Source organism: Stenotrophomonas sp. NPDC047960, assembly GCF_043204395.1.
Classification (GTDB): domain Bacteria; phylum Pseudomonadota; class Gammaproteobacteria; order Xanthomonadales; family Xanthomonadaceae; genus Stenotrophomonas.
The window spans coordinates 197176-213740 of sequence record NZ_JBIDBX010000001.1; the positions used below are offsets into that span (position 1 = coordinate 197176).

Annotated in this window: 20 protein-coding genes; 14 read left to right on the top strand and 6 right to left on the bottom strand. The window is 66.6% G+C overall.

Annotated features, from left to right (window positions below):
* Positions 1-19: 19 nt before the first annotated feature.
* The 3 genes from ACGFZ3_RS01095 to ACGFZ3_RS01105 all read left to right on the top strand — a co-directional run bounded on the left by ACGFZ3_RS01095 (position 20) and on the right by ACGFZ3_RS01105 (position 1597).
* Complete coding sequence (locus ACGFZ3_RS01095) at positions 20-853, top strand: oxidoreductase (RefSeq protein WP_392915240.1); 834 nt, start codon at positions 20-22, stop codon at positions 851-853.
* 92 nt (positions 854-945) lie between these two features.
* Entirely contained in the window at positions 946-1341 is a 396-nt protein-coding gene (locus ACGFZ3_RS01100; protein WP_392915243.1) for a hypothetical protein, read from the top strand.
* A gap of 40 nt (positions 1342-1381) precedes the next feature.
* Positions 1382-1597 carry a cyclase gene (locus tag ACGFZ3_RS01105; protein WP_392915246.1) on the top strand — a complete coding sequence of 72 codons (216 nt, stop codon included), beginning with the start codon at positions 1382-1384 and terminating at the stop codon, positions 1595-1597.
* 12 nt (positions 1598-1609) lie between these two features.
* On the opposite strand, the gene ACGFZ3_RS01110 is transcribed toward ACGFZ3_RS01105, so the two are convergent.
* From ACGFZ3_RS01110 to ACGFZ3_RS01120, 3 genes are read right to left on the bottom strand one after another with little or no spacing between them, the layout of a single operon-like run.
* The gene (locus tag ACGFZ3_RS01110; protein WP_392915248.1) at positions 1610-2851 is read right to left on the bottom strand and encodes an FG-GAP repeat domain-containing protein; all 1242 of its coding nucleotides are present in this window, start codon (positions 2849-2851) and stop codon (positions 1610-1612) included.
* A gap of 17 nt (positions 2852-2868) precedes the next feature.
* Positions 2869-3735: a hypothetical protein gene (locus ACGFZ3_RS01115; RefSeq protein ID WP_392915251.1), complete on the bottom strand. Its 867-nt coding sequence runs from the start codon at positions 3733-3735 to the stop codon at positions 2869-2871.
* A gap of 8 nt (positions 3736-3743) precedes the next feature.
* Positions 3744-4106: an H-NS family nucleoid-associated regulatory protein gene (locus ACGFZ3_RS01120; RefSeq protein WP_392915254.1), complete on the bottom strand. Its 363-nt coding sequence runs from the start codon at positions 4104-4106 to the stop codon at positions 3744-3746.
* Positions 4107-4176: 70 nt separating this feature from the next.
* On the opposite strand from ACGFZ3_RS01120, the gene ACGFZ3_RS01125 reads away from it, so the two are divergent.
* The 5 genes from ACGFZ3_RS01125 to ACGFZ3_RS01145 all read left to right on the top strand — a co-directional run bounded on the left by ACGFZ3_RS01125 (position 4177) and on the right by ACGFZ3_RS01145 (position 9663).
* Complete coding sequence (locus ACGFZ3_RS01125) at positions 4177-4629, top strand: hypothetical protein (RefSeq protein ID WP_392915256.1); 453 nt, start codon at positions 4177-4179, stop codon at positions 4627-4629.
* Positions 4630-4741: 112 nt separating this feature from the next.
* Complete coding sequence (locus ACGFZ3_RS01130) at positions 4742-5128, top strand: hypothetical protein (protein WP_392915259.1); 387 nt, start codon at positions 4742-4744, stop codon at positions 5126-5128.
* Between the two features lie 118 nt (positions 5129-5246).
* The gene (locus ACGFZ3_RS01135) at positions 5247-5618 is read left to right on the top strand and encodes a helix-turn-helix domain-containing protein (protein ID WP_392915262.1); all 372 of its coding nucleotides are present in this window, start codon (positions 5247-5249) and stop codon (positions 5616-5618) included.
* Positions 5619-5657: 39 nt separating this feature from the next.
* On the top strand, positions 5658-8588 hold the full coding sequence (locus ACGFZ3_RS01140) for a two-component regulator propeller domain-containing protein (protein WP_392915265.1): 2931 nt from the start codon (positions 5658-5660) through the stop codon (positions 8586-8588).
* Between the two features lie 232 nt (positions 8589-8820).
* Entirely contained in the window at positions 8821-9663 is an 843-nt protein-coding gene (locus ACGFZ3_RS01145; protein WP_392917513.1) for an alpha/beta fold hydrolase, read from the top strand.
* On the opposite strand, the gene ACGFZ3_RS01150 is transcribed toward ACGFZ3_RS01145, so the two are convergent.
* Entirely contained in the window at positions 9664-10875 is a 1212-nt protein-coding gene (locus ACGFZ3_RS01150; protein WP_392915268.1) for an ATP-binding protein, read from the bottom strand.
* An 88-nt stretch (positions 10876-10963) separates the two neighbouring features.
* On the opposite strand from ACGFZ3_RS01150, the gene ACGFZ3_RS01155 reads away from it, so the two are divergent.
* The 6 genes from ACGFZ3_RS01155 (at position 10964) to ACGFZ3_RS01180 (ending at position 15236) form a co-directional block, all read left to right on the top strand.
* Positions 10964-11776 carry a DUF2306 domain-containing protein gene (locus ACGFZ3_RS01155; protein ID WP_392915270.1) on the top strand — a complete coding sequence of 271 codons (813 nt, stop codon included), beginning with the start codon at positions 10964-10966 and terminating at the stop codon, positions 11774-11776.
* A gap of 64 nt (positions 11777-11840) precedes the next feature.
* The gene (locus ACGFZ3_RS01160) at positions 11841-12281 is read left to right on the top strand and encodes a nuclear transport factor 2 family protein (RefSeq protein WP_392915273.1); all 441 of its coding nucleotides are present in this window, start codon (positions 11841-11843) and stop codon (positions 12279-12281) included.
* Positions 12282-12582: 301 nt separating this feature from the next.
* Positions 12583-12912, top strand: a complete 330-nt coding sequence (locus ACGFZ3_RS01165; RefSeq protein WP_392915277.1) for a hypothetical protein — start codon at positions 12583-12585, stop codon at positions 12910-12912.
* Positions 12913-12958: 46 nt separating this feature from the next.
* A complete protein-coding gene (locus tag ACGFZ3_RS01170) occupies positions 12959-13339 on the top strand; it encodes a YbjQ family protein (protein ID WP_392915280.1) in 381 nt (126 codons plus the stop codon).
* An 87-nt stretch (positions 13340-13426) separates the two neighbouring features.
* Positions 13427-14308, top strand: coding sequence for an SDR family NAD(P)-dependent oxidoreductase (locus ACGFZ3_RS01175; RefSeq protein ID WP_392915283.1), 882 nt, complete (start codon positions 13427-13429; stop codon positions 14306-14308).
* Positions 14309-14357: 49 nt separating this feature from the next.
* On the top strand, positions 14358-15236 hold the full coding sequence (locus ACGFZ3_RS01180; protein WP_392915286.1) for a LysR family transcriptional regulator: 879 nt from the start codon (positions 14358-14360) through the stop codon (positions 15234-15236).
* Here the strand turns inward: ACGFZ3_RS01180 and ACGFZ3_RS01185 are convergent, their stop codons facing one another.
* Positions 15237-15419 (bottom strand): hypothetical protein, encoded by a 183-nt coding sequence (locus tag ACGFZ3_RS01185; protein WP_392915288.1) that lies wholly within the window; start codon positions 15417-15419, stop codon positions 15237-15239.
* Positions 15416-16552, bottom strand: a complete 1137-nt coding sequence (locus ACGFZ3_RS01190) for a PepSY-associated TM helix domain-containing protein (protein WP_392915291.1) — start codon at positions 16550-16552, stop codon at positions 15416-15418. The genes ACGFZ3_RS01185 and ACGFZ3_RS01190 overlap by 4 nt, the downstream gene beginning before the upstream one ends.
* Positions 16553-16565 lie beyond the last annotated feature (13 nt).

A 16565-nucleotide genomic window follows, 5' to 3' on the forward strand; every position in this document is an offset into this window, starting at 1 on the left:
TCCCCTGATGGAGCACCCCATGACGCACCCCAAGCGAATCTTCATTACCGGTGTGAGCAGCGGCTTTGGCCTGGCGCTCGCCCGTGAAGCCCTGGCCGCTGGCCACCAGGTGGTTGGCACGCTGCGCCAAGCCGACGGCATCGCGGCGTTCGAGGCGCTGGCGCCCGGGCGCGCGCATGCGCGCCTGCTGGACGTTACCGATGAGGCAGCCATCGGGGCGGTCGTCAGCGCGGTTGAGGCGCAGCTGGGGCCGATCGATGTCCTGGTCAACAACGCCGGCTATGGCCATGAAGGCGTCATGGAGGAGTCTCCACTGGCGGAAATGCGCAAACAGTTCGACGTCAACGTGTTTGGCGCCGTGGCGATGATGCGGGCCGTACTGCCCGGAATGCGCGCCCGTCGCTCTGGATGGATCCTCAACATCACCTCCATGGGCGGCATGATCACCATGCCGGGCATTGCCTATTACTGTGGCAGCAAGTTCGCGCTGGAGGGCATCAGCGAAGCGGTGGGCAAGGAAGTCTGTGACCTGGGGATCCATGTGACGGCGGTGGCGCCGGGCTCCTTCCGCACCGACTGGGCAGGCCGCTCGATGGTGCGTTCACCGCGAACCCTGAGCGACTACGACGCGGTGTTCGACCCGATCCGCCAACGCCGGCAGGAGGTCAGTGGGAAGCAGCTCGGCGACCCACGCAAGGCCGCGCAGGCCATGCTGGCCCTGATGGCAAGCGAAGCGCCGCCCGCGCATCTGCTGCTTGGCAGCGATGCCTTGGCCTTGGTTCGCGAGAAGTACATGGCTGCGCTGGATGACCTCGTGCGCTGGGAGAGCGTTACCCTCTCCACCGATGGCTGAACGAGGGGCAGTTACATCGCGGGTGGCGAGCGGACTTCGGCCTGTGCTTTCATTGGAATCGCATGCTGCCGCATGTGTCCAGAGAGACATCCATGCCGTCTGATACCAGAAGGATTTCCGGCGCAGCGTTGCTGCTTGTTTCCGGGGTCTACGCGCTCGCCATTGTGTGGGGCGTTGAGTGGCTGCTCGATCTACTGCGCTCACGCACGTTTGGCATGGGGCCGGAACTGCAGCCACGCTGGGTACGCACCGCGCTGGCTCTGGCGCCCTTCGCGCTGTTCTCGCTGTGGGTAGGCATCCGCCGCCCGCCCCGCGTGCGCCGAGGCTTCATCGCCGGGCTGCTTGCTTCGCTTGCGTTGTGGGGCTGGTACTACGCAGATGGATGGATGAACACCGGCGGCGGCGCCAACATCGGGCTGGGCATCATCATGATGCTCTCGCCACTGCCGGTGTTCGTGGTCATCTGGTTGTTCGCACGCAGGGCATGACCGACGGTCACGTTCAGACATACAGGAGGAACCAGTCAACATGGAAAAGCGTGTCTGCTTTGATTTCGAAATAGAGTTCAGCAACGGTGGCGGCATCCAGGGCCAGGAGTTCCGGCTGGATATCGAGGGCGATGACATCAGTGATGACGCGCTCGCCGACTACATCGTTCGTGACATGCGGCTGCTGATGGTGGGTACGGTACGCATCCTCAACAAACGGATCATCGAAGAGCCGCATAAGCGCAGGGTTGAATAGATTCGCTTCGTCCTAGCGCGTCGCCTGGTCGCTGGTCAGCAGCAGACGCGCCTGCGATTGCCAGCCACCGATGAACAGATCCGGCTTGCCATCGCCATCCAGGTCGCCACGGGCCATGCTCCAGCTGCGGCCCACGGTGGCAGCGGGAATCACCTTCGCGGTGGCGTCGCTGAAATTGCCCTTCCCATCGTTCTGCCACGCACGTACCTGGAGCGGCACGAAGCCGGGCACGTCGATGGCACTGACCACCAGATCAGGATGACCATCCTCGTTGAAGTCCACCACGGTGCCGCCCCAGCTTGAGAAGCGGTGGGTGGGCAGGCGGGCGCGGGTTTCATCCTTGAACCGCGCGTTGCCCTGGTTGATCAGCATCCGCGTCTGCGGGTCCTTGTCCCAGTCCCGGTTGTTGCTGGTGAGGTTGAAGAACACCAGATCCAGCCGGCCGTCGCCGTTTGCATCAAGGGCATGCACCTCGCGGGTCTCGGTCGGAATCTGTGGGCCCAACCGATCGGTGGCATCGGTGAAGCGCCCGCCGCCATCGTTCAGCAGCAGCCGGTTGATCGGATCCTGGCTGGCAATGGCCATGTCCAGGTCACCATCGCCATCCAGATCGGCCAGCACGATGCCCTGCGCCTGCACGTCGATGGCGGGCAGGTGGGTGGTGCTGGCATCGATGAACCACCCGGGGCGTGCACGGTCATTGAGCCACAGGAATGGTTGCGCCACGCCCTCCTTTCCTTCGGTGGTGTTGCCCACCACGATGTCGGGCAGGCCGTCGCCGTTCACATCGCCGACCGCCACCGCGTTGGCCTGGCTGGTAGCAGGCAGGCGTTCGCTCGCCAGGGTAAAGCCACCCTTGCCGTCGCCCAGGAACAGGTTGTGCTGCTCGGTATCTTCGGCCACGAACACCACATCCAGGTGGCCATCGCCATTGAAGTCGGCCACGCGCACATGCTCGTTGTCGCCGGCGATGGAGCCGAACGCACCGGGTGTGTGGCTGAGCTTGCCGGTGCCATCGTTGAGGTACAGCCGGTTGGCGCCGTTCTCCACCGCCACCGCGACATCCAGGTCGCCGTCACCATCGGCATCCAGCAGCGCCGCATCCAAGGCGTGCAGCTCGGAATCCGCCGGCACGTGGGTGGCGGTGACGTCGGTGAAGAGCGTGGTGGCCGGCGGCGGTGGCGTCGCACAGGCGGTGATCGAGGCGCAGGACAGGGCCGTGAACAGCAGGAATGATGGGGTGGGTCGGCTCATGCTGTTCGTTCTCCAGTTCATTCAACCAGGGCAAGTTGCCGCTTGAATCCCGGCCACAGCGCAAGCTTGTGGGTGACGTTGGTGATGGTCCGGCGCGGGTCGGTGGGGTGCGGCCGGGACGACGTGCTGCTTCTGCCCTGGCGCCACAGCCCGAACATCACGATCTCCGCGCCCATCGGGAACGACTTCAGCCAGGCGGCGTCGGCATGCCCGACGCTGACTTCATAGAAATCACGGCGATCGGCCACGCCGGTGTGCTGGTACTTCGGCGCGCAGTTGAGGAAAAGCGAACCCGGCTGCGGCGCGCGGTGCGACCTTACCGTGTCGACCAGCGCCATGGGCAGGTCGGTAGTCCCGGTGCCAATACGCTCCCAGGCTTGGTCGTAGCGCTCCTGGTCGTAGAAGAAATTTTCCCAGTCCACGCGTTTCTTGCCCAGGCGCAGGATGACCTGCGACGCCACGAGGTCATCGCGCTCACACATCGCACGCAGGACCAGCAGGTCGGCGAGAGTGCCCAGGTAGCCATCGACGGTCTGCTGTTCGGCCCCGCCACGTTTCAGGGCCTGCTGCGGCAACAGCAGTCGCAGCTCGTGCCGGCCGTCGTCCAGAGAGGGCAGGAAATCAGGATCCGAACCTGCGGCCAGAATGGCCTGCAAGCGGCCCGCGGCGTTGTACCGGCAGCTGGGCTGGTGCTCGGCGCCCTTGGCCAAGGCGATATAGGAAGGTTCCGCCGCCACGAACCTGACCGAGGCGCCGCACCCTTCGCTGTCGCACAGCAGGGTGGGCAGGGTCTGCTGCGTATCGTGGCGCTTCTGCAGGCCGTCGATCCGATGCAGCGTGCCGCGCGTTCCCACGGCCCTGCGCATCTTGAGGTCGCCGCTCATCTTCGCGTTCAGCCCGGATAGGCCGGGAAGCGCTCATCGGGGTGGTGCTTCTTCCACTCGGTATGCGCCACGGTGCCTTCCCAGGCAAGGAAGGTGTTCGGCACGCGCCCACGGCCGGACCAGGTCTCCTGCGTATGCGGCAGCCAGTAACGTGGCGGAAGTTCCTTCCGCTCGGCCTTGGCGGGTTTGGCCCGCTTGACCGGGCTGGCCGCGCCCTCGTTGCCGAGCAGGGCGCGCAGCCTGCGCTGCTGTTCCGGGCTGAAATCGCCAAAGCTGGTGGTCAGCAGCAGTGTGACGCGCTCATACGCCTCTTTGGTGGCTGCCCGCAGCACCGCGTGCGGGGAGAGGGAGGCAGATGGCTTGCGGGGCATATGATTCCAGGAATAGGGCTGACGGCGGGCACGATAACAAATGCCGGTGTGATCAGCCCGCTTTGGCACCATGCCATTCATTGAAGGAACGAAGATCGTGAGACTTGTCACGTTGTTGGTGCTCTGCTTGATCGTGGCGGGCTGCAGCCTGGTGATGGACAGCGACTTCGCCACCCAGAAGGAGGCAGACGCTGCCGGGATGGTCCGGAAGGGGTGGATTCCCGAATGGGTTCCTCGCGAGGCGACGAAACTTCGCGAAGTGCACGACCTCGACTCGAATGCGAGCCAGCTTTCGTTCTTCATGCCACCGGGCACCGGTTTGGACCTCCCGCCCGTTTGCCGACCGGTGGCCTACGCGCAGGCGGCGCCAGCAGCCTTCAACCGCCCGTGGTGGCCCGGTGATCGAGCTCTGGAGCGGTCGTATCGGTTCCTGGAATGCAATACCGAGTTCGACAAGACGGTATTCATCGCCATCAGCAACGCCGGGGATCGCGTCCTTTACTGGCGCACCTACATGCGCTGAGGCGCGACCCTGGCAACCCGCGGGGGAGGCCCGCATTACTCTTTCGAGGCATGCGCGCCGGCTTCGATGGGTCCTCAATGGACACAGCCAGATCGACGCTGGAGGCGCCCCGGTGCAGCTGTTGTACGCAACCTTTCCCGACCGCATGCCCGGCGTGGGCCTGCTGTTGTTCCGCCTGTTGCTGTCGTCGATGCTGGTAGCGCCATGGGGCCTGCGCGGGGCACTGCCCCCGGATGACCTGCTCGGGTTGGCCTGGGTAGCCGCCGCCCTGATCGCGTTCGGCGCGCTGCTGCCGTTGGGGATAGGCGGGGCACTGCTCCTGGCCGGGCTGGATGGCGCGCTGGACGGCTGGCCGCTGGCAGGGCTGCTGCTGGCGCTGCTGTTGCTGGGCCCGGGTGCCTATTCGGTGGATGCGGTGCTGTTCGGTCGGCGGGTGCTGGAACTGCCTGCGTCGCGGCGCGGCCATGCCGACGACAAGGACACTCACCCGAAAGAGTAGTCGCGCGGCCAGCCAATCGGGGCTTGGGCGCGCTGCACAGCAGGAACAGCATGCACGGATGGATTTCGCGAGGTTCGAGCCAATGCATGCCAATCGTCCGGCATCCGCCGTGGCACCCATGTCGGGCGCACCGTCGCGCGCGGTGGAGCGGGCGGTCGACTACATCGAGGCCAACCTGTCCGAGCCGCTGCAACTCAGCGCGATTGCCGGAGCGGCGTGCATGAGTCGCTTCCACTTCGCGCGTACCTTCCGCGAGCAGACCGGGCTGAGCCCGATGGAATACCTGCGCATGCGCCGCATCGAGCGCGCCCGGCACCTGCTGCGCGCCGAGGGGCAGCGCATCTGCCAGGTCGCCAGCGCGCTGGGTTTCTACGACCAGAGCCACTTCGTGCGCTGGTTCCGCCGCAGCTTGGGCTGCACGCCCACCGCCTACGTGCGCGCGGCCGTGCCATCGGGGTGCGAGCCGTGCGACGGTGCGCCTTGCCGGTAGTTGTTTTTGTATGATGGTCCCGACGCGCAGGGGCTGACCATGACGATCACATTCCGGGCCATTGCCTGCGCGTGCCTGCTGCTGCTGGGCGGCAATGCTGCAGCCCTGGATCCCGAGCGGGCGATCGGGCAGTTCCACCACACCGCGTGGACGGTCAACCAGGGCGCGCCGGGGCAGGTGACCGCGCTGGCCCAGACCGCCGACGGGTATCTCTGGCTGGGCACCGAGATCGGCCTGTACCGGTTCGACGGCGTGCGCTTCACGCGCTTCGCGCCGCCCGGCGATGACGCCTTTCCCGCGACCAGTGTGTCTACCCTGTACGCCGCCCGCGATGGTGCCTTGTGGGTGGGCTTCCGCTACGGCGGGGTAAGCCGGGTCGAGCGCACGGGCGTGCGTCACTACGGGCCGGCGGCAGGGCTGCCGACCAGCACCGTATTCCGTTTCGCCGAAGACGGGCAGGGCCGCTTGTGGGCCGCCACCTTTACCGGCCCGCTGTTCCTGCAGGGCCAGCGCTGGGTGCGGCCCACGCAGGCGATGGGCTACCCGGGACGACAGGCGCGTACGTTGTTCACGGATCGCGAGGGCACGCTGTGGGTTGCCACCGAGGCCGGCATGGTGGTGTTGCGGCGCGGTGCCAGTGCATTCGAACGGGTGCCGGCGCGCGTGGGCCGGGTAAGCCAGATCGCCCAGGCGCCGGACGGCGCCATCTGGGTCGCCGAAGCGGACGGCGGTGTGCGCCCGCTGTCCGGCCAGGGCGACGCCGTGGAATCGGCCGGGCTGCTGTTCGACCGCGATGGCGTGCTGTGGGCGACCACGCTGGGTACCGGGCTGGTTCGCCGCTCACCGCAACGCAACCAGGCGCAGTTGGAACGCTTCCGCCGGGTGGACGGGCTCAGCTCCGATTACGTGCAGCCGTTGCTGGAGGATCGCGAGGGCAACCTGTGGGTGGGCGGCAGCCGTGGGCTGGATCGCTTCCGTCACGCCAACCTGGCGCAGGTGCCGATGCCGGAAGGTGCGCAGGAGTTCGCCATGGTCGCGGACGGCAACGCGTTGCTGGTGGGTACCCGCAACCACCCGCTGCAGCGCGTGGACATGGCTTCACGGCAGACGCTTGCACTGCCGGCAGGAATCACCGCCATGCACCGCGATGCCGTCGGCACGACGTGGTTGGCCGGGCCAGACGGGGTGTGGCGCAAGGACGGGGAGGAGTTCTCGAAGGTATCCAGGCTGCCGGTGTCGGGGCGCTCGGGTGTGCAGGCCATCGCGACCACCCCGGACGGCGCGCTCTGGGTGTCCTTGAACACGCCGGGTGTGTACCGGTTGAAGGACGGGCAGTGGGCGCACTTCCAGGACAGGCCCGGACTGCCCACGGGCGGTTCGCCCCTGGTGATGCAGGCCGATGCCAGCGGGCGGCTGTGGCTGGGCTTTGCCCGCAACGCGGTGGCGGTGCTCGACAACAAGGTGTTCTCCACACCATGGACGGGTGAACCGCTGGACGTGGGCAATGTCACCGCATTCTTCGAGGACGCGCGCGGCATGTGGGTGGGCGGCGAACGCGGCCTGGCGCGCGTGGCTGATGGCCAACTGCATAACGTGCTGCCTGCGGTGCGCGAAGACCTGCGTGGCATCAGCGGTATCGTCGCCGACGCGGCGGGCGACCTGTGGTTCAACGGCGCGCGCGGCGTGGTGCGTGTGCGCGCCGGCGACATTGCCGGGCTGTTCGACGGGCGGGGCACGCCCCGTTACGAGCGCTTCGATGCACTCGATGCGTTGCCTGGCATCGCGGCCCAGTTCCGGCCACTGCCCACCGCTGCGCGGACCCAGGATGGGCGGCTGTGGTTTTCCACCACCAGCGGCCTGGTGTCGATGGATCCGGCGCAGATCGTGCGCAATCCCGTGGCACCGCCGGTGGAGATCCTGTCGGTGGCGGTGGATGGGGCCAACGTACCGATCAACGCGGGCAGCGTGGAGCTGCCGGCAGGGACGAAGAACCTGCGCATCCGCTTTACCGCACTGAGTCTTTCAATTCCCGAGCGGGTCCGGTTCCGCTATCAGCTGGAGGGCTTCGATTCGCAGTGGTTCGAGGCCTCGACCGCGCGCTCGGCGTTCTACAACGCACCTGCCTCGGGGCAGTACGTATTCCGGGTGGCGGCCAGCAACAACGATGGGGTCTGGAACGAGCAGGGCGCCCGCCTGGTGGTCAACGTTGCACCGCACTACTGGGAAACCGCCTGGTTCCGTGTGCTGTGCGTGATCGCGGGCGCGGCACTGCTGTGGCTGCTGTACCTGGGGCGGCTGCGGCAACTGGCCGCACGCATCCGTACACGCCTGGACGAGCGTCACCGCGAGCGCGAGCGGATCGCACGCGAGCTGCACGATACGCTGCTGCAGAGCACCCAGGGGCTGATCCTGAGGTTGCATGCATCGAGCCGCAAGCTGCCACCCACCGACCCGGTTCGTGCTGAGCTGGAGGCGGCGATGACCATGGCCGAGCAGGTAGCGGCCGATGGCCGCGAGCGCGTGCGTGGCCTGCGCGGTGACGTGGAGCGTACGCGCGACCTGGGCGCGGCGTTGTTGGGTGTCGCGGAGGAAGCGCACGGGCTCGAGACCCCCGCCGTTCGGCTGGTGGTGGAGGGCACGCCGCGCACCATGCAGACCTGTGCGGCCGAAGAGGCCTACATGATTGGGCGAGAGGCCCTGCTCAATGCCTTCCGGCACGCGCGTGCCGCGCAGGTGCAGATCCTGGTCAGCTATGGGCGGCAGGGCTTCCGGCTGCGCATCGATGACGATGGCATCGGACTGCCGCAGGGCGCCGAGGCGCTGCAGGGGCACTGGGGCCTGGAAGGCATGCGTGAGCGCGCGGGGCGCGCCGGTGGCACGTTGACGATCCTGTCGGGACGCTCAGGGCGCGGTACGGAGATCGACCTGCAGATACCGGCCGCGTTTGCCTGGGACGTGAGGCGTCGCTGACCCGCGACCGGGGCATGAAGAGCAACGGCGTACAAGCGCCGGCACGACCATATCTGGCCCCATGTGGGCTGCCGCCCATGCGCAGGATTGACCGATGCCCCCCCAATTGCTGGAAACGTTGATGCTCACCCGCCGCCAGGCGCTGCAGGCCGGTGCCTCGGCGCTGGCCGTGATGGTGCTGCCGGGCTTTGCCATGGCGCGCACCCCTTCCCCCGCTCCGGAGAACACCCGCATGTCCGAGAATTTTGTCACCACCAAAGATGGCGTCCGCATCTTCTACAAGGACTGGGGCCCGCGCGACGCGCAGCCCATCGTCTTCCATCACGGTTGGCCGCTGTCGTCGGACGACTGGGACACCCAGATGCTGTACTTCCTGCAGAAGGGCTACCGCGTGATTGCCCACGACCGCCGTGGCCACGGCCGCTCGGAACAGGTCAGCGACGGGCATGACATGGACCATTACGCGGCCGATGCCTCCGCCGTGTTCGAACACCTGGACCTGCGCAACGCCGTGCACATCGGCCATTCCACCGGTGGCGGCGAAGTGGCCCGCTACGTGGCCAGGCATGGCCAGCCGCAGGGTCGCGTTGCCAAGGCGGTGCTGGTCAGCGCGGTGCCGCCGCTGATGCTGAAGACGGCGGCCAACCCTGGTGGCCTGCCCATGGAAGTATTCGACGGCATCCGTGCCGGTGTTGCGGCCAACCGTGCGCAGCTGTTCGTCGACTTCCCGACCGGCCCGTTCTATGGCTTCAACCGCCCCGGTGCGACCATTTCACAGGGCGTGATCCAGAACTGGTGGCGCCAGGGCATGATGGGCAGCGCCAAGGCCCACTACGAAGGCATCAAGGCCTTCTCCGAAACCGACCAGACCGAAGACCTCAAGGCGATCACCGTGCCGACGCTGGTCATGCACGGCGACGACGACCAGGTGGTGCCGATCGCAGACGCGGCGCTGCTCTCGGTGAAGCTGGTGAAGAACGGCACCCTGAAGGTCTACAAGGGCTACCCGCACGGCATGCTGACCACGCATGCCGACGTGATCAATCCGGACCTGCTGGCCTTCATCCAGTCCTGATCAGGCGCTGCCACCCGGCATCCGGAACGTAAACGCTGTCCCGGTGGCCTCATCCGAGGCCACCACCAGCGTGCCCCCATGCGACCGCGCAATCTCCGCGGCGATGTAAAGTCCCAGGCCCAGGCCGGGCCGCGGGAGCTCTGCCTGCTCGCGTGAGAACGGCCGGAAAATGCTCGCCAGCCGCTCGGCGGGAATATGCCCGCCGTTGCGCACGGTCAATACCAGTCCGTTTGAAGCGGCCTGTACCTCCAGCGCAATCGGCGCGTCGGCATCGCCATGCTGCACGGCATTGGTCAGCAGATTGGCCAGCAATTGCCCCAGCCGGTTCGGATCACACACCACCGCGCCGCCGATCTCCATCCGCACCGCGATATCAGCACGCCCGGTAGCGTTCGTCACCTCGTCCACCACCTGCTGCAGATCGGCTGCCAAGCGGTCGACGCTGCGCAATGCCACCGGAATGCCACCGCCCAGCCGGCCACGCGCGAAGTCGAGCACATCACTCACCAACCCCTCCATGCGATTCACGCTGGCGGTGATGTGATCGAACATGCGCTGCTGCTGGTCGGAGTGCGGCGCCGCCTCGAGTGATTCGGTCACGATGCTGATCGACTGCAGCGGGTTGCGAAGATCGTGGCCCAGCACCGCGATGAACTGGTCACGCAGTTCGGCTACCTGTTGCGCATCGGAAAGTGCCACCGCCGCCTGCTCAAGGCGTTCTTCGGTATCCAGGTAATTGCCGATCAGCTCGGCCAGCAGTTCCATCGAGCGCTGGATATGCAGCTCATCGAAGGTGGCAGGCGCCGAATCGATCGCACACAGGGTGCCGAAGAAGCTGCCATCCGGACGAAGAATCGGTACCGAGGCGTAACTCTCCAGCCCATAGATGCGTGGGGTATGGTGGGTGGAGTAGACCGGGTGCAGGCTGGCATGAGCAAAGACCACCGCCCTGGGCGACTGCCGGATCTCGTCGCAGATGGTGGTCTCCAGCACCAGCTGGCCGCCCGCCACCAGGCCGAAGCCGAGGGTGTCGTGGGTGGCGCATGCCGTCCACGTGGTATCGGTCACCCGGGCAATGGCCGTGAACCGGCAGCCGGTGATGTGGGCGACCGTCTCGAGGATGCGCGGGACGGCCGCGATGCGGCCGATCTCGGCGATATCGCGGAGCAGTGCGGGATCGGTGAGCGGCGGGAGGGGGGCAGGGCTGGTCATTGGCGGGAATGTTCACATGAATTGTGAAGTGACGCACTTTCGCAGCGATTACGTCGTACAGTCCGCCAACAGGACAGGAGGCCATGCCGTGGGTGTACTGCCATCGCGCCGGGACAACGTGGTGAGAACCGCCTCCAGGGTCCTGGTCTGGACGATCGTTGTGTTGATATCGGCCGAATTCCTGCTGGCTGCGTATGGGAAGTACGGGCTTCTAGACAGCCCCGCGTATGGCCGCTTCGTGGATCGCCACGGCTGGCTGTGGCTGCACCTGGCCGGTGGCGTGGTGGCCATCGTGGCCGGGCCGATCCAGCTGCTGGCGCGCTGGTGGTGGGAGCGCCCGGCATTGCATCGGCGGGTGGGGTACCTCTATTTCGGCGGTATCCTCACGGCCAGCGCGGCGGCGGCCGGATTGATCGCCACCACTCCCGCACCGCTTTCCATCAAGCTTGGGTTTGCCGGCACCGCCTTGGCGTGGTTGGCCACGGCGCTGTTGGCCATGATCGCGATCCACCGTGGCCGGGTGCAGCGTCATAGGACGTGGATGCTCCGCAACTACGCGGTGACCCTGGCGCCCGTCCTGTTCCGTTTGATGTTGCCGGTGGCCATTGCTTCAGGCTTGGCACCGGGCGCAGCGCTCATCTCGTGCCTGCTGTGGGCAAGCTGGCTGTTGCCCCTCGTCATGGTGGAAGTATTCCGGCGACTGGTCCTGGCTGCTACGCCTTCGCCCTACCGTTGGAGGACTGCCATCAGGCAGCACCTGCCCTGGTTCCTGATCAACCTGGGTTTCGCGGGTAAAGGCAGGGATTGCGAGGCGCATGGTGGCGTGCATTCCTGGTACAACGTCGACGGCGCAACCTGCGGGTGTTATCACTGCAAGGTGGTCCGACCTGGCGCGCCGTAGCGGCATCGATCCAATCGTTGGATGCGTCACCTGTTGACTACCTTGTCACTCTCTTGGGGATTCCATGTCCGCACTTGCCCTGCTGTTTGCCGCCGCCGCCACCGCAAATACCCCGGCGGCACCTGATGCCGCCACCGTAGCCGCCATCGAGGCGACCTGCTTTGACTATGTGGATGGCCAGCTGGAAGCCGATCACACGCGGGTAGCGCGGTCATTGCATCCAGACCTGGCCAAGCGGATGGTGCTGGGCGAAACCCCGGACGAGCGGCTTGGCCTGCGCCGCATGAGCAAGGAAGAACTGGTGGGCCTGACCCGTCAGGGCGCGCTGAAGACGCCCGAGGCGGAGTGGGACCGCACCTGCCGCGTGCTGGACGTTACCGGCAACGCGGCCTCGGTGCGGCTGGAGACGCCCTGGTTCGTGGACTACTTCCACATGGGCCGTTTCGGAGAGCGCTGGATCATCGTCAACGCGCTCTGGTACTCCAAGCCCGCCAGTTCCCGGTAGAGCCACGCCCTGCGTGGCTGCGCGGTCCCTTGTCCGCCTGATGGGACCTTGTCCGCCCAGGCCACCTTACTTAAGCTTGGACCTGCAACAAGCACATCAGCACGGAGCGCGACGCGGCCCCGCCACGCGCGACCGGTCCAGGGGGGACCATGTACTCAACTGAATTCTTCGTCGCCCGTTTCCACGAACTCGACACCGACGCGCGCCATACCCTGACCCAGGTGCTGCGGGCGTGAGTGCACGGCATCGAACGGTTGCGAAGTGCGTGATCGCAGCGGCTTCCTGCGCGCCGCTCACTGCGTTGGCGACCAACTACACCGGTGTACTGACCACCGCGATCGGCATTCCTTTGCTTTTCGGCGCAGCAGGTTTGTTACTGACCATGCTGTTTGTGCGCACGCGGCCGCGTTCATGGCTCACATGGCTGGCTACGTTCCTTGCAGCGGCACTGCTGCTGGGGGGCGTGTGGGTATTCGAGATTGATACGTGGCGGCTCTGGCCGTACGCCAATGACAGCCAACGCGTGACCAAGGGAATAACGGTGGGAGTGTATTGCACGCTTTGGTTGGCGGTATTGGTGCAGACATGCCTCCTTTGGATCCTCGGCCCGCGACGGCCACACGCGCATTGATCCTTCCCATCCTCCGGGGCGGACCGTCCCTGGCAACGAGGCAACCATGGCAGATCCATATAACAGCGCCGCACGCCCGCCGAACGGGCCCCGTCTTGATGATTCAATGGTGACCACCGCGTTCGAGCTGCCGGGCTATCGCATCGCGCGCAACCTGGGCGTGGTGCGCGGCATCACCGTTCGTTCGCGCTCCATCGTCGGTAACTTCCTGGGCGGTATCCAGACGCTGTTCGGCGGCAACATCACCATCTATACCGACCTGTGCGAGCAGGCGCGCGAGGAAACCTACCGCGACATGGCCAAGCATGCCCGGATGCTTGGGGCCAACGCGATCATCGGCATGCGCTACGACGCCACCGACATCATGACCGGGCTGACCGAGGTCCTGTGCTATGGCACCGCCGTGGTGGTCGAGCCGTTGCGGTGAATCGTTGGAGAGCGATACGCGTTTCGTATCGTGGACTGCTGCAGCGGGTATTGGCGCTGAGCATGCTGTCAGTACGATCCTGTGCGGATGCAGACGCACGGCGATATCTCGTTTGAAGGGCAGGTCGGGCTGGTTACCGGCGCGGCCAGTGGATTGGGGCTGGCCTACAGCCGGTTGTTGGCCCGGCGTGGCGCCTTGGTCGTCATGCATGACGTGGGCGCCGGGCTGGATGGCAACGGGCAGGACCCGCGACGCATTGATGCGACGGTTGCATTGCTGCGTGGTACCGGGTTGGACGTGCATGCCGCGCATGCGGCGATCGACCAGCGCGATGGCTGCCGCGCGTTGATCGCCGACATTGTTGCCCGCCATGGTCGAATCGACTTCATCATCCACAACGCGGGGTGGGTGGAGTACCAGCAGATCGATGCGCTGGAGGAGGACCGCTTCGACCACATGATGACCATCGCGGCCAAGGCGCCGCTGTGGTTGGCCGAGGCGGCGTGGCCCTCGATGCAGGCCAACCACCATGGCCGCATCGTGCTGACCACCTCAGACCGCGCGCTGTATCCGCAGTACGTGCAGAAGGGCTTGGCCGCGTATGCCGCCGCGAAGATGGCGGCGGTGGGCATCGTCAACGTGCTGGCCGCCGAAGGCGCACCGCACAACATCATGGTCAATGCCATCTCGCCGGTGGCCAAGACCCGCATGTGGGGCGTGGAAGGCGAGCCGGATGAGTTGCACCCGGATGCAGTCGCGCCCGGCGTTGCCTTCCTTGCATCAGCGGCCTGCCGCGATGGCGGCTGGATCCTGCGCGCCAGCAACGGCCAGTTCCACGCAACCCGCAGCGTGGAGGCCGACGATGTGGCCTACCCGCGTGACCTGCGCGCCACGTCCGCCGACAGCATTGAAGACATCGCCGCGCAATGGTCGCGCATCGCGCAGCCCACGGTGGAACCCCGCAGGTAGTCACCGGCACGGCATACTGGCGGGGTTTCCGTCCAGCGCATGCATGCCCATGGTTGATCTCCGCCTGCTTCGCCAGTTTGTTGCCGTGGCAGAAGAGCTGCACTTCCACCGCGCTGCCGCGCGCCTGCACATGTCGCAGCCACCGCTGACAGCGGCCATCCGCAAGCTGGAAGACGAGATCGGCAGCGAGCTGATCCAGCGCGGCAACCGCACGCTTGGGCTCACCGCGGCCGGGGCGGTGCTGCTGGCCGAAGCACGCCTGCTGCTGCAGCAGGCCGACCATGCGCTTACCGCCACCCGCGATGCGGCCGCAGGGCGCACCGGTACCGTGCGGCTGGGCTATATGGGCAGCGCGCTGTACGGGCGGCTGCCCGGGGTGATCCGAAGCTTCCGCCAGGCCAGCCCGGACGTTCGCCTGGAGCTGATCGAGGCCACGTCCGCACGCCAGATCCAGATGCTGCGCGAACAACGGATTGACGTGGGCGTGGTGATTCCGCCGGTGTTCGAGGCCGACGACATGCGGCTGCAGGCGTTCGACAGCGACCGCCTGGCAATCGCGCTGCCGCGCGCGCATCCGCTTGCACAGCGGGCGCACTTGACCATTGCGGCGCTGGCGGATGAAGCGTTCGTGCTGTGGCCGGCCCGCGAGGGCAGGGGTTTCCACGCACAGGTGGTGCGCCTGTGCGCGACGGCGGGATTCACCCCCCGGGTGGTGCAGGAAGCGCACGGCATGCATGCGGTGCTGTCCCTGGTAGCCGTGGAGGCGGGCATCTCGGTGGTGCCCGCCAGCATGGCCGGGTTCCGCGAGGCCGAGGTGGTGTATCGCCCGATCAGCGGCGATGATGCTGCGTTCGAGCTGCACCTGTGCCTGCGTGCGGGTGAGGCGTCACCGGCGGTAGTGAACTTCGCCCGGAACGTGGCCGGCTGATCAGCGCGTGCGCTTCACCCAGGCACGCACCACCAGTCCGATCAACGCGGCGAAGACGACCCACGACACCACGTTGAACGCGCCGTCGCCGATCAGCGCACTGACCAGGCCCAGTACGCTGGCCGCGGCGATCCACGCCGGCGCCGTGAACGGGCTGCCATTGCGCGCAGGCGGCCGGCTCATGCCGCGCCCCCGGTCTGTTCCGCACGCTCAATCTCGGTTACCCGCGCTTCGGTGCTGCCACGCTTGAACCACAGGTACAGGCCGCTGACCAGTACCGCGATGGTGAGCAGGTCCAGCAGCGCCCACAGGATCTTCAGCGGCAGCTTGCCGTAGTCGCCGAAGTGCAGCGGCTGGCTGAGCAGCAGCACGCTCATGTAGGTGGGCAGCTGTGGCCGGGCGGTGAGTTCGCCGCTGGCCGCATCGATCAGCACAGGGCGGTACAGGCGTTCGGTGAGGGGGGTGTTGCCCTGCATGAATACGCCATAGTGGTGGTCGCCGCTGTAGCCGGTGCCCGGGAAGCTGACGAACGCAGGACGCATGCCGGGTTCGGCAGCGCGTGCGGTGTCCACCGCGGCCTGCAGCGAGGCCAGTGTGGTCGGGCGCGGCTGGCCTGCGTAACGCGCGGCGAACTCGCCCAGCTGCTGGCTCTGCCAGGCGGTTTCCAGGGGCTTGGCAATCGTGTTGATGGCGCCGGTGATGCCCACCACGAGCGCCCAGCCCAGGGTGACTACGCCAATCACGTTGTGCAGGTCCAGCCAGGCCAAGCGGCGGCTGCGCCCGGTGCGCAGGGTGCCGAAGCGCTGGCGGCGCATGAAGGGGCCGTACAGCACCAGGCCGGAGATGATCGCCACGGCGAACAGCAGGCCCATCGCGCCCATGAACAGCATGCCGGGCAGGCCGAGGAACAGGTCGGTGTGCAGGCGGTACAGGAAGTACATCACCCCTTCGTTGAATTGCGGCGCGGGCAGCACCTCGCCGCTGCTGGCATCCAGCAGCGCGGTCTTCATCTGCGGCGGTGGCGTGGCCGGCTCGGTGCCGGTGTTGACGTACACCGTATGGCCTTCCCAGTCCCAACCCACGAACAGCGGCACGTTGCCCGGGTACTGCGCCACGGCGGTGCGCACCTGTTCGTCCAGGTTGCGATGCGCGGCCTGCGGCTGCGGGTTGTCCACGTGCGGTTCGCTGAGGTGGGCGATCTCCTCGCCGAACACCAGCGGCAGGCCGGTCACGCACAACAGCAGCAGGAAGAGGGTGCAGACCAGGCTGGTCCACTTGTGGACCAGGAACCAGGCTTTGATGGTGTTACGTTGCATTGAATTCTCTGGC

Excerpts from the sequence above, each read along its gene's own strand:
- ACGFZ3_RS01170 (WP_392915280.1), top strand. The coding sequence starts at position 12,959 with ATGGCAGATCCATATAACAGCGCCGCACGCCCGCCGAACGGGCCCCGT.
- ACGFZ3_RS01185 (WP_392915288.1), bottom strand. The coding sequence starts at position 15,419 with ATGAGCCGGCCGCCTGCGCGCAATGGCAGCCCGTTCACGGCGCCGGCG.
- ACGFZ3_RS01140 (WP_392915265.1), top strand. The coding sequence starts at position 5,658 with ATGACGATCACATTCCGGGCCATTGCCTGCGCGTGCCTGCTGCTGCTG.
- ACGFZ3_RS01120 (WP_392915254.1), bottom strand. The coding sequence starts at position 4,106 with ATGCCCCGCAAGCCATCTGCCTCCCTCTCCCCGCACGCGGTGCTGCGG.
- ACGFZ3_RS01135 (WP_392915262.1), top strand. The coding sequence starts at position 5,247 with ATGTCGGGCGCACCGTCGCGCGCGGTGGAGCGGGCGGTCGACTACATC.
- ACGFZ3_RS01180 (WP_392915286.1), top strand. The coding sequence starts at position 14,358 with ATGGTTGATCTCCGCCTGCTTCGCCAGTTTGTTGCCGTGGCAGAAGAG.
- ACGFZ3_RS01190 (WP_392915291.1), bottom strand. The coding sequence starts at position 16,552 with ATGCAACGTAACACCATCAAAGCCTGGTTCCTGGTCCACAAGTGGACC.
- ACGFZ3_RS01105 (WP_392915246.1), top strand. The coding sequence starts at position 1,382 with ATGGAAAAGCGTGTCTGCTTTGATTTCGAAATAGAGTTCAGCAACGGT.
- ACGFZ3_RS01160 (WP_392915273.1), top strand. The coding sequence starts at position 11,841 with ATGTCCGCACTTGCCCTGCTGTTTGCCGCCGCCGCCACCGCAAATACC.
- ACGFZ3_RS01110 (WP_392915248.1), bottom strand. The coding sequence starts at position 2,851 with ATGAGCCGACCCACCCCATCATTCCTGCTGTTCACGGCCCTGTCCTGC.
- ACGFZ3_RS01150 (WP_392915268.1), bottom strand. The coding sequence starts at position 10,875 with ATGACCAGCCCTGCCCCCCTCCCGCCGCTCACCGATCCCGCACTGCTC.
- ACGFZ3_RS01145 (WP_392917513.1), top strand. The coding sequence starts at position 8,821 with ATGTCCGAGAATTTTGTCACCACCAAAGATGGCGTCCGCATCTTCTAC.
- ACGFZ3_RS01175 (WP_392915283.1), top strand. The coding sequence starts at position 13,427 with ATGCAGACGCACGGCGATATCTCGTTTGAAGGGCAGGTCGGGCTGGTT.
- ACGFZ3_RS01095 (WP_392915240.1), top strand. The coding sequence starts at position 20 with ATGACGCACCCCAAGCGAATCTTCATTACCGGTGTGAGCAGCGGCTTT.
- ACGFZ3_RS01115 (WP_392915251.1), bottom strand. The coding sequence starts at position 3,735 with ATGAGCGGCGACCTCAAGATGCGCAGGGCCGTGGGAACGCGCGGCACG.
- ACGFZ3_RS01125 (WP_392915256.1), top strand. The coding sequence starts at position 4,177 with ATGCCATTCATTGAAGGAACGAAGATCGTGAGACTTGTCACGTTGTTG.
- ACGFZ3_RS01100 (WP_392915243.1), top strand. The coding sequence starts at position 946 with ATGCCGTCTGATACCAGAAGGATTTCCGGCGCAGCGTTGCTGCTTGTT.